The sequence below is a fragment of the Lactiplantibacillus paraxiangfangensis genome, from assembly GCF_036246185.1.
Taxonomy (GTDB): Bacteria; Bacillota; Bacilli; order Lactobacillales; family Lactobacillaceae; genus Lactiplantibacillus; species Lactiplantibacillus paraxiangfangensis.
Map to the genome: position 1 here is coordinate 19,304 of NZ_BTPW01000001.1, position 13,863 is coordinate 33,166.

15 protein-coding genes and 1 pseudogene are annotated in these 13,863 nt (G+C 42.2%); 14 read left to right on the forward strand and 2 right to left on the reverse strand.

Annotation, left to right across the window (positions count from 1 at the left end):
* The 5 genes from AAA939_RS00095 (at nucleotide 1) to AAA939_RS00115 (ending at nucleotide 3,688) form a co-directional block, all read left to right on the forward strand.
* The gene (locus AAA939_RS00095) at nucleotides 1-495 is read left to right on the forward strand and encodes a GNAT family N-acetyltransferase (protein ID WP_338207671.1); all 495 of its coding nucleotides are present in this window, start codon (nucleotides 1-3) and stop codon (nucleotides 493-495) included.
* 150 nt (nucleotides 496-645) lie between these two features.
* Nucleotides 646-1,431 carry an AzlC family ABC transporter permease gene (locus tag AAA939_RS00100; RefSeq protein ID WP_338207707.1) on the forward strand — a complete coding sequence of 262 codons (786 nt, stop codon included), beginning with the start codon at nucleotides 646-648 and terminating at the stop codon, nucleotides 1,429-1,431.
* 19 nt (nucleotides 1,432-1,450) lie between these two features.
* Nucleotides 1,451-1,801 carry an AzlD domain-containing protein gene (locus tag AAA939_RS00105; RefSeq protein ID WP_338207670.1) on the forward strand — a complete coding sequence of 117 codons (351 nt, stop codon included), beginning with the start codon at nucleotides 1,451-1,453 and terminating at the stop codon, nucleotides 1,799-1,801.
* 84 nt (nucleotides 1,802-1,885) lie between these two features.
* Entirely contained in the window at nucleotides 1,886-2,602 is a 717-nt protein-coding gene (locus tag AAA939_RS00110) for a sulfite exporter TauE/SafE family protein (RefSeq protein WP_338207669.1), read from the forward strand.
* 183 nt (nucleotides 2,603-2,785) lie between these two features.
* A complete protein-coding gene (locus tag AAA939_RS00115) occupies nucleotides 2,786-3,688 on the forward strand; it encodes a hypothetical protein (protein ID WP_338207668.1) in 903 nt (300 codons plus the stop codon).
* A 54-nt stretch (nucleotides 3,689-3,742) separates the two neighbouring features.
* Here the strand turns inward: AAA939_RS00115 and AAA939_RS00120 are convergent, their stop codons facing one another.
* Nucleotides 3,743-4,942 (reverse strand): class I SAM-dependent methyltransferase, encoded by a 1,200-nt coding sequence (locus tag AAA939_RS00120; RefSeq protein ID WP_338207667.1) that lies wholly within the window; start codon nucleotides 4,940-4,942, stop codon nucleotides 3,743-3,745.
* A gap of 145 nt (nucleotides 4,943-5,087) precedes the next feature.
* Here AAA939_RS00120 and AAA939_RS00125 point away from each other — a divergent pair, with 145 nt between their 5' ends.
* The 9 genes and pseudogenes from AAA939_RS00125 to AAA939_RS00165 all read left to right on the forward strand — a co-directional run.
* Nucleotides 5,088-6,101, forward strand: a complete 1,014-nt coding sequence (locus AAA939_RS00125; RefSeq protein ID WP_338207666.1) for a cell surface protein — start codon at nucleotides 5,088-5,090, stop codon at nucleotides 6,099-6,101.
* A 379-nt stretch (nucleotides 6,102-6,480) separates the two neighbouring features.
* On the forward strand, nucleotides 6,481-7,635 hold the full coding sequence (locus AAA939_RS00130; protein WP_338207665.1) for an ROK family protein: 1,155 nt from the start codon (nucleotides 6,481-6,483) through the stop codon (nucleotides 7,633-7,635).
* Between the two features lie 150 nt (nucleotides 7,636-7,785).
* Nucleotides 7,786-8,859, forward strand: a complete 1,074-nt coding sequence (locus tag AAA939_RS00135; RefSeq protein ID WP_338207664.1) for an AI-2E family transporter — start codon at nucleotides 7,786-7,788, stop codon at nucleotides 8,857-8,859.
* A gap of 76 nt (nucleotides 8,860-8,935) precedes the next feature.
* Entirely contained in the window at nucleotides 8,936-9,628 is a 693-nt protein-coding gene (locus AAA939_RS00140; protein ID WP_338207663.1) for a 2,3-diphosphoglycerate-dependent phosphoglycerate mutase, read from the forward strand.
* A gap of 190 nt (nucleotides 9,629-9,818) precedes the next feature.
* Nucleotides 9,819-10,031: a hypothetical protein gene (locus AAA939_RS00145; protein WP_338207662.1), complete on the forward strand. Its 213-nt coding sequence runs from the start codon at nucleotides 9,819-9,821 to the stop codon at nucleotides 10,029-10,031.
* A gap of 119 nt (nucleotides 10,032-10,150) precedes the next feature.
* Nucleotides 10,151-10,396 carry a hypothetical protein gene (locus tag AAA939_RS00150; RefSeq protein WP_338207661.1) on the forward strand — a complete coding sequence of 82 codons (246 nt, stop codon included), beginning with the start codon at nucleotides 10,151-10,153 and terminating at the stop codon, nucleotides 10,394-10,396.
* Between the two features lie 225 nt (nucleotides 10,397-10,621).
* The gene (locus tag AAA939_RS00155) at nucleotides 10,622-10,972 is read left to right on the forward strand and encodes an iron-sulfur cluster biosynthesis family protein (RefSeq protein ID WP_338207660.1); all 351 of its coding nucleotides are present in this window, start codon (nucleotides 10,622-10,624) and stop codon (nucleotides 10,970-10,972) included.
* Nucleotides 10,973-11,318: 346 nt separating this feature from the next.
* On the forward strand, nucleotides 11,319-12,728 hold the full coding sequence (locus AAA939_RS00160) for a hypothetical protein (protein WP_338207659.1): 1,410 nt from the start codon (nucleotides 11,319-11,321) through the stop codon (nucleotides 12,726-12,728).
* Nucleotides 12,729-12,759: 31 nt separating this feature from the next.
* Nucleotides 12,760-13,094: pseudogene (locus AAA939_RS00165) on the forward strand (NAD(P)H-binding protein); the annotation flags it as partial.
* Nucleotides 13,095-13,165: 71 nt separating this feature from the next.
* Here AAA939_RS00165 and AAA939_RS00170 read toward each other — a convergent pair.
* Entirely contained in the window at nucleotides 13,166-13,816 is a 651-nt protein-coding gene (locus tag AAA939_RS00170; RefSeq protein ID WP_338207658.1) for a TetR/AcrR family transcriptional regulator, read from the reverse strand.
* Nucleotides 13,817-13,863: the final 47 nt, after the last annotated feature.

The following is a 13,863-nucleotide window of genomic DNA, read 5'->3' on the forward strand; positions in this document are numbered from 1 at the left end:
ATGAGCATGACGTTACGGTTGGCAACGATGTCTGATTTGCCAGTCATTATCGATATTTATAATCAAACAATTCCCAGTCATGAAGTGACTGCTGATTTAAAACCCGTGACGGTGGACCAACGCCGAGCATGGTTCTTAGAACATACGCCTGAACACTATCCGATGTGGGTCGTGTTGCTAGATGAGATGGTCGTGGGGTGGTTAAGTTTTTCACCGTTTTACGGTCGGGCCGCGTACGCTAAGACGACTGAAATTGCCATTTACTTGGATCGCAGTGTTCAGGGGAAGGGGCTCGGGAGTCAAGTTTTGGAGCAGGTGCCGATTCAATTAGCTAAAGTAGGGTTAACCGCCGTAATTGCCAATATTTTCTCGAGTAACTTGCCAAGTATTAAATTATTTAAGAAATTTGGCTACGAACAGTGGGGATTTTTACCAGCCGTTGCTGAACTGAACGGTCGATCTAACGATTTAGTGATTATGGGAAAGCATTATTAATCAAAAACGACAATTATAAACGCTTACAACTAAGGAAATAACGAACAATCTAACTTTAGGTGGTAGGATTGCTATAAAAAACATGTTAAAATTAAACCCGAATGTCTAAACAAATAGACATCAATAATGTTGCTTGAATTCTTTACTGGTATGGTACTGGAGGCATTCTTGGTGAAAAAGAACGAGCCAAATTGGTTAATGGTATTACGGACGGTAATGCCACTTGGACTCAGCTATATTCCCATCGGATTGGCTTGTGGGGTCCTCTTACACGCGGCCGGGTTCAACCATTTACTGACGGCATTGATTTCAGTGATGGTCTTTTCCGGTGGTGCTCAATTTTTGATTGCATCGATGTTAACAATCAACGCACCGATGACGACAATTATTTTGATGATGTTTTTCTTGGAATTACGCTACGCCCTGTTAGGGTCCAGCTTGTCACGTTACTTAAAAGGACAGTCATTACCGATGATTTTCGCGTTTGCGTTTTCAATGAACGATGAAAATTACGCGGTGAACTACTTGAAGTTTGCGACGGATAAGCATTGGAAGCCGAAACAGGCGTTGCTTGTTGAACACTACTCACTTATCTTTTGGACGATCAGTAACATTATCGGGAGCTTAATCGGTAGTGCGTTAACGATTGATCTAAAAGTGGTGGACTTTGCGTTGACGGCACTGTTTATTTATATGGCAATTATGCAAACTAAGAGCCGTTTAATCATTTTGGTGTCCGCGCTATCCGGTGTATTGACAATTTTCTTCCTCGTTTTGATGAAGAGTACGCTTGGGTTGGTGGTAGCGACGTTGCTGGCATCGTTGACCGGCTACTTCATTGAACGTTACTTAATGGAACATAAGCCAGAAAGTCATTTACTGTATAAGGTTCACGATCCAACGCGCCAGTCCGCGATGGAAGAATCTGATGAGTAAGGCGTAGAGGAGTTTTCTTATGCAATCAGTTAGTTCGATGACTAGTATGGATCATTTTTTGTTAATTATTTTCTGTGCGATTGTGGCCTTTATCCCGCGGTTTTTTCCGCTTTTGTTCTTCACGAAGCGTGCAATTCCGGATTGGTTTAACGAATGGATGCGGTTTGTGCCCGTTTCACTATTTACGGCCCTAGTTGTCAAAAGTGTTTTTATCGACAGTAAGTATCACATCATGACGACCGGTAATTTAGGAATGATTATTTCCGCAATTCTGGTTGGCTTCGTTGCATACCGAACACGTTCAATGACGTTGTCGGTTGTGATTGGTTTAATCTCAGTCATGGTATTTGTATTAGTATTTCACATTTAAAAAAGTTAGCAAGGAACTGGAATAAGTACCGGTTCTTTTTTTGTAGGCGCTAAAATCGGGCGGTTAGAAGGGATGGTTGGCTCAATGACATGGTTGTTAGTGGTACTTCCGGCACTGTTAGCTGGTTTAGTTCAAGGTTTGACGGGGTTTGGTGCGGCCATTATTATGATGATCTTTTTACCCCAATTGTTACCGATCAATCAAAGCGCCGGGGTTGCGGGGCTGATTATGTTTGCGAGCGTCGTTACGATGACTTTGCGCTATCGGCGCCACATCCATATTAAACGGATTATCATACCGTTTATCGTCTACGCGAGCGTTGCCGCCTGGTCCGTGCATTTAGGCCAGACGCTGGATGTGCAGTTGCTACGAAAACTACTCGGTGGGTTACTCGTGGGCTTAGCCATCTATTTTATGTTCAGTCACCGCGAGAGCACTAAGCGCTATCCGTGGTGGGTCGCGGGTCTGTTCATGGTTGTTTCAGGATTTTTTAACGGCTTATTCGGGATTGGCGGCCCGTTGATGGCGTTATACTTTCTATCTTTAGCAAAATCAACGGAAGACTATATTGGTAATTTACAGGCTTTCTTTTTGGTCGATGTTTTCTACATCACGACCGTGCGAATCATCAATGGGATTGTGACGGTTCACTTAGCACCGTATATCTTGATTGGAATGGTGGGCGCCTTCACGGGAACGGCGATTGCCGCGCACATCTTGCCGAAGTTACCGATGGCCACGGTGAAACAATTAATTTATATTTTCATCGGCATGAGTGGTCTTTACTACCTGTTTTTCTAAATCTTGATAGCGAGTGCTAAGCAATAGTTGTTTCTGAAAATAACAGCAAGGTCAGTGGGGATGCGCGGCTCATTTTGGAAACTCCGTCATTCTATGTTACATTGCAAGTCGTTTGCTAATTATAACTATAATAGATTGACTCGCATATAAGAAAGGAATATATCGCTTTTGAACCACACAGAAATGTGGCGACGTTATGCCATGGGATTGCTATTTATATTAGCCATGGTCGCGGTTGCCACCGTCTTAAAAGACTCAGAATTAATTTTGCCAGAAATTGGGGCGCTGACTGCGGGGACGTGGGTGTACCGAAAGCCGGCCTGGATTCAGCACCCCTACAAACTCTTTTTAGTGCCATCGGGAACCGCCGTGATTGGCTTTTTAATCAACCGTTTGTCGTGGGACTACCCGGTGAAAGTCTTGGTTGGGGTCGGCTTAATGCTCTTACTGATGAAGGTATTGCGGTCGAACCTAGCGCCAGCTTTTGCGACCGGACTGTTACCAATTATTATTAACGCGACGCACTGGTCATTCATCGTCGCCATCTTTTTTTGGACGCTCAGTTTAATGGCGGGCGTATACTTGCAACGTGAACCCCGAATGAAGACTGTGGGACCCACGATTCGGCCGTTACAAATGCTAGGTTTTATCGCACTAATCGTCTTGTGGGTAATCGGTGTCTGGTTAATAGGCCGGCCCCAAATGGCGGCAATTCCACCAGTAGTCGTAGTGTTATTTGAAGCCATTCAAAACACTAATTATTCGTCTAAGATGGCCATTCGACAATGGGTTGCACTGACCGGTGCTGCTAGCCTTGGCGTTGGGTTGCATTGGTTGATTGCAAGCTGGTTACTGGCTGCCTTAGTCACGTTACCGTTAGTTTATTTATTACTAGGAATTTTGAAGATCAAATTACCGGCGGCGTACGCCTTTCCGTTACTGGCGTTAGTTTTGCCGGCAACGATGGAAGCGACGCTACCGTTTGCGGCGGCAGGCTCCGCGGCCTTATTCTTAGGCGCCCTCGTTAGTTATCGCTTTTTAGCAAACTGGCTACCAACTTTACGGACGGATGATGATCAAGTGTAAAAAAAATAACTCAGTGAAAACCAAATTGGTTTTCACTGAGTTATTTTAGTTTGATTAAGCTTCGTTAGCAGCTACCGTGTTGTCATCGTACATGTATTCACGGGTCATTGGTAAGTTCCGTGAAGAAGGTCCTTTAGAAACAAGGTACTGCATAACGTCGATGTTCCCTGATTGGAAGGAAGCGGCGCAGGCTTGTAAGTAGAGGTCCCACATCCGAGTGAACCGTTCGCCCATCTTGGCTTCAATGGCGCCACGTTTGGCGTTGAAATTGTCGTCCCAGATTTCAGTCGTCCGTTGGTAATGCCGACGGAGCGTTTCAACATCATCGACTTGTAAGCCAGAATCAACGATATGTTGTAAGTTTTCGGTCATGCCGGGAACGTAGCCACCTGGGAAGATGTATTTATCTAACCAGCCGTTAGTAGCGCCACCTTGTTGACGGGTGATCCCGTGAAGTAAGGCAACCCCATCGTCTTTAAGGTAATGCTTAACTTTGTCAAAGTACATCGCTAAGTTATCCTTACCTACGTGTTCAAACATCCCAACACTAGTGATGTAGTCGTAAGTTTCGTCGCCCAATTCACGGTAGTCTTCAAGGCGAACTTCCGCAACGTCACTTAAGCCTTCATCTTGGATCCGCTTGGAAACTAAGTTGTACTGTTCTTGTGAAAGGGTAATCCCAACTACTTTTAAGTCATATTCCTTAGCGGCAGTTAACATTAAGGTTCCCCAACCACAACCAATATCGAGTAAGGTCTTACCAGGTTGTGGATTTAATTTTTGAATGATGTGGTGAACTTTGTTGATCTGTGCGGTTTCTAGACTGTCGTCCTCATTCTTAAAGTATGCACAAGAATAAGTTAAAGTCGAATCCAGCCACATCTCGTAGAAGTCGTTACCAACGTCATAATGGCTCTGAATATCTTGTTGGCTCTTCTTTTCCGAGTGTGATTGTTTAGGCATGAAGCGTTTGAACTTGGAATTGTTAAAGAAACTGTCGGCGGATTCATAAGCAGATTCGATCAGCTTTTGAATACTACCTTCAATTTCGATTCGACCGTCCATGTAAGCTTCCCCTAAAGCAATCGAGGCATTCTTCGTAATTTCGCGCATCGGAATGGCTTCCTTGAAAGTCACCGTTACTTCTGGCGTGCCTTCGCCATAAGTTTCACTACTACCATCCCAGTAGTTTACTTTGACTGGGATATTGAAGGAGTGGCTTAACAAGGTGTGGTAAAAAGTCTTTTCTAGCATTAGAATAAGGATCCTTTCTTCATAAAATACAAACATTATTATACGCCTATGAAAATGGTTTTGTAAGCACAATGCATTTACGGTCAAATGAGTAAACATGTTATAATAGAATAATCGAAAGAAACAATTCATTGGGGGTGTCGTTATGAAAAAATGGATATGGGTGGTTGTGGCCGTAGTTATTGCGGTTGGTGTCGGTGGTTACTCGTACACGCGTTACCGGCTTCAGGAACAGTCGTACACGACTGAAATGAAAGCTGGTAAAGAGGCGTTGCAATCCAAGGATTACACGCAGGCAGAAACCAATTTTACACATGCGAGCCGAACGAAGGCAAATGATACGACGGCCCAGCGTTACTTGACCCAAACGCAAACTTACGTTGGTGGACAAGACTCATTAAAATCTCGGCAATTCAGTGCAGCAAAGAGTGCGTTTAAGACGGTTAATACGACTAAAAACGGTTCAACGGTATTAGTCAGCCGTTCTAAGGAACAATTGACGGCACTCAAAAAGGTCTTAGCAAAACGCAAGGCTTATAAGAAACAGTATCAAAGTGCTTTAGAGTTAAACAAAGCAAATGAGTTTACGGATTCAAATGGAATTTTGAAAGTCATGTTGCAAGACGCGACTTTGAAGCAGAATGCTTACCAAGATATCTATAAACAGGCTCAGGACCTCCAGAAGCAGAACAACGCGTCACTTAAAGCCCTTACCGGTGGGACACCGATCAAGAACAGTGCGCAGAGTGCGACGACGAGTAGTGACAGCAGTGCTAGTCAGAGCGACGTTGCTGGTAGTAGCAGTAGCAAGTCAAAGACTGGTTCTACCACTGCAAAGTCAACGGCCAGCGGCAAGTACAGCAATGCTCAAATCAAGTCGACCCGTTCTGAACTGAACGAAGCTGGGATGGACGACAGTAACTATAGTGATGCCCAGGTCGAAGCTATTTTGAAACGGGCGTCTGAACAACATATTTCAATTGCTCAGGCAGCCAAGACGGGCAGTTATAGTGCGGATCAAATTCAAGCGACCCGTTCAGAATTAGACCAAGCTGGGTTTAACAGCAGTAGCTATACGGACTCACAGGTTGAGGCCATCCTACAACAGGCGTCAGCACAGCATATGTCGATTGCCCAAGCTGCTAAATCATTGCAATAAATATAGCCAGATTAATAGAGGTATGGAAGCATACTTAACAATCACCGGTGAAACACCTACTTTTAGGTGTGAATCGGTGATTTTTTTATAAAAACTGTTATAGAATGTATCTGTAAGGACGGATGCTTTTCGTTCTACGTTGTAGTTTAGATTCATGGGGGCGGTCGGTTTATACCAAGCACGGGCATTTTTTTAGCAGTTCAATGTCAATATAGGTATAAAATTGACTATTTTGTGTACTATTTTTGTTTGATGCTATAGAATATTAACAGATTAGGGGGTTAAGGTGACCATCGTGACGACCGGATCGATGGCAGGCCAGATTGAGTAATCTGACAAATAATGATTCGGTGGACGACTGTGAACACCTAGATTCAGTATGATTATTAATAAACACGTGATGCGTAGTACCAATGAGAAACAAGTGCTGCAACAGGTTATTAATGAGGGACCAATTAGTCGAAGTCAAATTTCACGGAATTTGAGTTTAAATAAGGTGACCGTTTCAGATATTTACAATCAGTTATTACGGACTGATTTTATCAAGGAAATCGGTTGTGGCGTCAGTACCAAAAATGGCGGCCGCAAACCAGTAATGGCTGAACTGAACGTTAACTACGGATTTGTTGCTAGCATCGATTTATCTGCTGATGCTGTTAAACTCATGTATTCACGCTTGAATGGTAAGATCTTACATTTCCAAAGCTTTAAAACGAGTGATATGACCCTAACTGACGTCATTGACTTGATTGAAGACCAGTTACGTAACGTTGATGATTATGGGACGGTCAACGGGTTGATGGGTGTTTCCATTGCCCTAGACGGGATCATTTATGAAAACAAGATTTTGAAGACACCAATTAAATGCTTAGCAAACTTTGATTTGGCTAAGTATCTCCGCGATAAATTACGGATGCCAGTTATGCTTGAAAAGAAAGCAAACTTAACGGCTGTATTTGAACGGGATTTCCACGACAATGAAATTTTCAACAACGTGGTTTCAGTGGTTGTCCGTGATGAAATCCACGCGGGGATCGTGGCGGATTCACGGTTGTACTCTGGGCACGAAGGTGAAGCAGGGGAAGTCGGGACGGCTTTATTAGAAGATCGGCACCTTGATAACCATATGGAGTCGGTCAACGACTATGCGTCTGAAAAAGCGCTGTGGGCACGGCTAAAGGCGATTAAGCACGTCGATCGGTTGGATTTAACTGCGGTTAAGCATGATTATATTAATCATGACCCAGAAGTGACGAAAGTCTTTAATGACTTCGTTTACTACCTATCCAAGGTTATTTCGAACGTCAGCACGGCGTTTGCACCGGACGTGGTCGTTTTGAACACGACGGTCTTAGAAATCTTGCCACAGTTATTAACGAATATCCGGGACATGACGTCTAAGATGTCTTCACCAAGTCGGCAAGTACCAATTATTGCCACTAAGAACGTGCAATCAGCTGCCTTGCTAGGTGGGGCTTCTATCATCATTCATCAAGCCCTTGGTTTGGAAAGTTTGAAAATGCATTTTTCATAAACAACTAAATGTAACATGAAACGAACGTGTGAAGTTTATTGGCTTGCCAATAGCTTTACACGTTTTTTGCGTAATAATCGCTGACTTTTCATTTTTATTAATTTGTTTTTCCGTTAAAATGGGGGTAAGGATAATAGAGGGGTGGAGCTTTTGGAACTTTGGACACAGTTTGTCCACAACGTGCGGTTACGTCGGGCAAGCGTGCTAGTACTAATGGTCGTGATGTTATATCTGGCATCCAGCATGATGAGTATTATTTTGTTAACGTTTATTTTTACATTTCTAGTGACGCGACTCGTCCGGACAATTCGCAAGTGGATCAAAATTCCACCGACCGTGATTGTCATTACGGTCTACGCGCTGGTGATACTAGGGATGTATTTCGCGGTATCACTATACTTACCACAATTAATTAAACAGACATTTTCAACATTTGAATCGGTCTACCGGTTTTATCAAAATCCGTCGCACGACACGAATCAGGTATTGACGTGGGTCACGTCGTACTTGCAGGATTCGGATATTTTGAAGCAACTAAAAGGTGGGATTACGGTCGTTTTCCAATACATTACCAACATTGGTAATATGGGCTTAACGTTCTTCTTATCGTTTATTCTTAGTTTCTTCTTTACCGTAGAAGATCGGCAGATGCGGGCCTTTTCCAAGCGGTTCTTAACGAGTACCTTTGGCTGGTTCTTTCAAGATGTTTATTACTTTGCCAAAAAATTTGTGAACAGCTTTGGTGTGGTGTTGGAAGCCCAGTTTCTGATTGCTATTGTGAACACGGTGATTACGGTCACGTTCATGGCGTTTCTGAACATGCCACAGTTGATCAGTTTAGGATTAATGATATTCCTATTAAGCTTAATTCCGGTTGCTGGGGTGATTATCTCGCTGGTGCCGCTGAGCTTAATTGCGTATTCGGTGGGTGGCTTCCGCTACGTGGTCTACATGGTGATCATGATTGTGGTCGTCCATACGTTAGAGGCGTACGTGCTTAATCCTAAATTTATGTCGAGCCGAACGGAGTTACCGATTTTTTACACCTTCGTGGTCTTGCTCGTGAGTGAGCGCCTATTTGGGGTGTGGGGACTAATCGTTGGGGTGCCAATTTTCAATTTCATCCTGGATATTATCGGGGTGAAACCGGTTCACGGATTGCATCCGCAAATTAATCTGAAAAAAACGATCACTTTTCACCCAGACTCTGAAAATAAGAACTGATATTGTTTTGATTTTTCGCGGTTTCAGTGTAAAATAAGGGAAGTAAATAACTATAAGAAAGAGGTCATTAACTGCTATGGCAAAATTAGTATTGATTCGTCACGGTCAAAGCGAATGGAACTTATCTAACCAATTCACTGGTTGGGTTGACGTTGATTTAAGCGAAAAGGGTGTTGAAGAAGCTAAGGCGGCTGGTCAAAAAGTTAAAGAAGCTGGCTTAAAATTCGACTATGCCTTCACTTCAGTTTTGACTCGTGCCATCAAGACATTGCACTACGTTCTTGAAGAATCCGACCAACTTTGGATTCCAGAAACTAAGACGTGGCGCTTAAACGAACGTCATTACGGTGCTTTACAAGGTTTGAACAAGAAGGAAACCGCTGAAAAATACGGTGACGATCAAGTTCATATCTGGCGTCGTTCATATGACGTTTTACCTCCATTATTGAGTGCTGATGATGAAGGTTCAGCTGTTAACGATCGTCGTTATGCTGACTTAGACCCTAACATCGTCCCTGGTGGCGAAAACTTAAAGGTTACCTTGGAACGGGTTATGCCTTTCTGGGAAGATGAAATTGCGCCTAAATTATTAGATGGCAAGAACATTATCATCGCTGCCCATGGTAACTCACTCCGTGCCCTTTCGAAGTACATCGAACGCATCTCTGATGATGACATCATGGATCTCGAAATGGCTACTGGTGAACCAGTTGTTTATGACTTTGATGAAAAATTAAACGTCTTAGGCAAAGAAAAGTTAGGCAAATAATCAGCTGATTATTTACTAGATTTTCAAGAAGCGCCCGCTTAGTGGGGGGCGCTTTTTTATGGCCCTAAATTCGGCTAAGTTGAGATAACTCAGGATGAGTTAGGCAATTAATGACAAGAACGGACGCTAAATGGACACTGCCACTTTCAAGTTAGGTGAGTTACTTTCTGAAAGCTGAAGGGGATTTTACATGTATGATGAAGCAGAATTAGTAGAAGCTAAACGCCAAATTGATTCGACCTTGCATAAAATTCGTGAAGTTGTGAAGACCTTTGAGGCTAAGGAAGATCCATCACGGTATAAGTCTCAATTGACACTGGCTAAACGGCGCTTGAAGGCATTTGGCATCGCTAACCAGTTGATTGAGGACAAGTTAGCGGAATTGAAGTCCACTAGTAATTAAGATTTAGGGACTCACGGATTAGACTGAAATAGGTGCCCGTGAGCCCCGCAGCACCCGCGGGAGTGCGACGCATAAGAGATTGGTTAAGAAGACAAGAATTGATAGGGGTATTTGAATACATGAGTGAAACAGCAGCAAACGAAGTCACACAACGCGAAATGATCCGCATTATTGGATTATTCCGTAAGAACGGTTTTAAGGGCGAATACGTCAGCTTCCAACATGTTGTTGATGAAGGGGCTAGTTACTTCGTCGTGATGTCAGATGAAAATAACGGGACGCAGGGCTTGTTTAAAGCCGACTTGTTAGCTGAGACGATTGAATTCCAATATATGTTGGATGAGAATCATGAAGTTGCTAAGTAAATAGGCTTGATGTAAAAGGATGGCTGCGGCTGTCCTTTTTCAATACAATCATTGCCGGTATACTAGGGTAGACTAAACGCTTAAGATTGTGTCCAATGGAGCTTGAGTAAGAGTTGCGGAGCTGTAATTAATATTGTAGAATTTCCATAGAAATTATGTAATTGAAATTTATTTAACCAATGTGAATTATGATATTTTGGAAAAGCAAAAAGAAAGGGGCAAAAAATGAAACTAATTTTTTCTAATTCTGCTCAGCAAAAATTAAAAGAATATTTAGATAGTAAAAAGGTCTTGCTTGATTATGATGATGGTGTTGGTCCTTTTTCCCAAAAAGGAGATTTTCCAAATGGGCAACATTTTCATTTGGTTTTTGTTGATAAAGATGCGATTCTTCCAGATTTTGATCAGACTATTGACTCAAATTTAGGATTGGTGTGGATCAAAGGAGAAGCATCTGATCAACTAGATGAACAAATGGAAATCAGATTGAATGAGCAATGGAATACTTTTTCTTTGGCTGGTTCTAATAGCATATTGGATGCAGCTGTTGAAATTATTAATGACGATACTGAATAATTCTAATTGGAAGATTGAATTCCAATATATGTTGGATAAAAATCATGAAGTTGCTAAGTAAATAGAATTGATGTAAAAGGATGGCTGCAGCCGTCCTTTTTTGATACATATGTAGATTTTTAAAACAATAGCTAGTATTGTGGAGCTTGAAAGAGGGTTACAGAGCTGTAGCTAGTATTGTAGAGTTTGAATGGGAATTACGGGGCTGTAATAGGTATTGGTGAACAAGTTGTTTGTAACTAATGATGTGCAACATATAAGAAAATAGCTCGTTTGTAAACGTACGTTCCCCTTTTACAACATCCGTGATACACTTAAATAAATTAGCTGAGTGGGGGGATATGGTGTGAAGAAAATGACTTATCAACTCGATAAAAAGAGTAACCAAGCTGAGTATTTTGACTATCAAGATCAGGCACGCAAAGCCAAGAAGGCGTTAATTGATCGTTATCGCAAGCACCACGTGTCAACGGCTGCACATGCAACTTCAAAACCAGTAGTGGCTACTAAAGAGAAGCCAGACGCTGAGTTAAAACGAGAAAATCGACGTTTACAACGACAACTAAAAAAACTTAAACAGTCAAAACAGGATCAAGGCCAAGCGCATGCATTGCGGCAGCAATTACACCAAATGAAGCACCAATTGCAAGTAACGCAAGAAAATTTGCAGCAAACCAAAGCTCAGGTCGTGCAACTTCAACAAAGTCGTGACCAAGTATTGGCAGATAAGCAGAAGCTTCAACACCGATTGACGCAGACTGAAACTTATATTAGTGGGGCTAGCGATTGGCTCGCGTATAGTTTGATTATTGCAGCTCAAACTGAGGAAAAGATGACTGAAGTCCGGCAGCAAGCGATCCTTAATCAGGAACAACGACCGATTACTGCTAAAGAAAAAGAAAAGCTTAAGCAGTATCATGATTTTAAACACCAAGTGATGGGATTGGATGCTGCACTTAAAAGAGCACATGAACGAACTGATATGCTGTTAGAACAAAATACCCAATTGCGACGTCAGCCTAAAAATCAGGCTAAGTTGACAACCTTACCATTAGCAGATCAGGTGATGCGTGAACTGACGGTTGAGCGGATTGGGACCGTTAAGTGGTTACCGGATGCTTATCGTCGGTATCGGAAGATTCTGTTAGAAGACGTGATGGTGAATGATGGCAACCGAATTTTTGGCTATTTTGTTAAACATCTGGGCGGTTATTATTTTCAAGTAGTCAATGGCCAGGTTTATCGACAGTATCGGTGCGTTGGTCAGTCTAAAAAGCGACTATCGGTGAACGCCGTTTATGCGGGGAAGATTGATGGTAACCGGGTTGTGATTACGACGGTCTTTCGTGATGTTACGCCTAGCCAGTTACGATTGCACCATGAGTTACAGCTACACCGCCGCCATGCGCGTAAGGACTACCGGGATTTGTTGCCGGCGGATGCCGTAGCTAAGCTGAGTGGGGAAAAAGTGCTAGTGGTGACTTGGCAACGGACGCAGCGGCTCAATCAGATGTTCCGTTCGTTTGGAATCGATCCGATAATCGTGAATGATCAGGAACGCAGTATTTCATGGATCACAACTGCCGCATTATCCAAGCAAATTGACTTTACGCTACTACTGAGCGAAGGGTTGTCACACAGCTTGTTGGAGACAATCGGTAAACCGCAGATTAAGGCGCGGCATGACCTTGAATTAGTCTACAATGAATCGCCGGAAGAACTTTTACGCCGGTGTTACCGCTTCTTTAGCCGATAATTTTAATACTATTTTTCGTGCATAAATGGAAGATGTAGACATGGTATACGCCAACTTAGCGAGCGACAACTTCAAAGAACAAGCGGAAACAATTGTTGAGGCAATGCACAAGGCTGGTAAAACAATACTAGCCTGGCTCTCAACACTAGGTATTTACGATGAGGTTCCTGGTAAATTTGGTCAATGGAACAATACCACATTAGTTGACTATGAAGTTACACAAAAGGATGAATCGTTTAAGGGACTGAATTTTCAAGAAAGTCAATCGCCCAAATTGTTGTTGATATTGCTCAGAAACCATCAAAATTTAGCAAAGCATCAATCAGTGTTAACGAGCCAAATACAGATGGAGACAAGCCTAGCTGATTGTAAGGTACTAAGTAAATAGAGTGAGTTGAAGGGATGGTTAGTATCATCTCTTTTTTATACATAAAGCTTCATGACATTGAATTTCGATGTTTATTTTTTACGGGAAATTCAATCTGTTTTATTGTAGCCTGCCCAAGGTCTGTTAGGTAAGGATAGATAAGATTGGTGCAGACTTCATCCGTTTTTAATGGAGCTTGGTTTAATTCATTTTTAGGACCACAACGTAGTTCCCAAGCGTAATCAATGTTTAACAGGGTTAGTATCAGAATATGGTAGTTAGTCTCGGTGAGATCATTTCTAAATATTTTAAAATCAATTAATTTTTTAAAACAATGTTCATAGGCATCAAGTAACGTTGTGCGAAAAGCTTGAGCAGTTGCACGTAAATGAGGATTTTCATTCATAATGGCATCGAAATCCTTAAAATAAAACGTATGGACTTGTTTAATTTGAGCAGATTGAGTAAAAACTTTTAGCAACATACTTAAGGCATCTGTACCAGTATTAGATAAATCATTAGTAACATTGGTGAATTCAAAACTAATTTTGTTTTGAATTGCAATTAGTAGACTTTCTTTCTTGGGAAAATGGTAGGTTAGATTACCAATGGTTGTCCCAGCAACTTCAGCAATTGTCCGTAATGAGGTCCGCTTGTAACCGTCACGGTTGAACAATTGGATTGCAGTTTCAATAATCTTTTCTTCGGTGGTATTTGACATAATTGACCTCCACAAAACGAAGTATAGCATATCTTGATGAAAGTTGA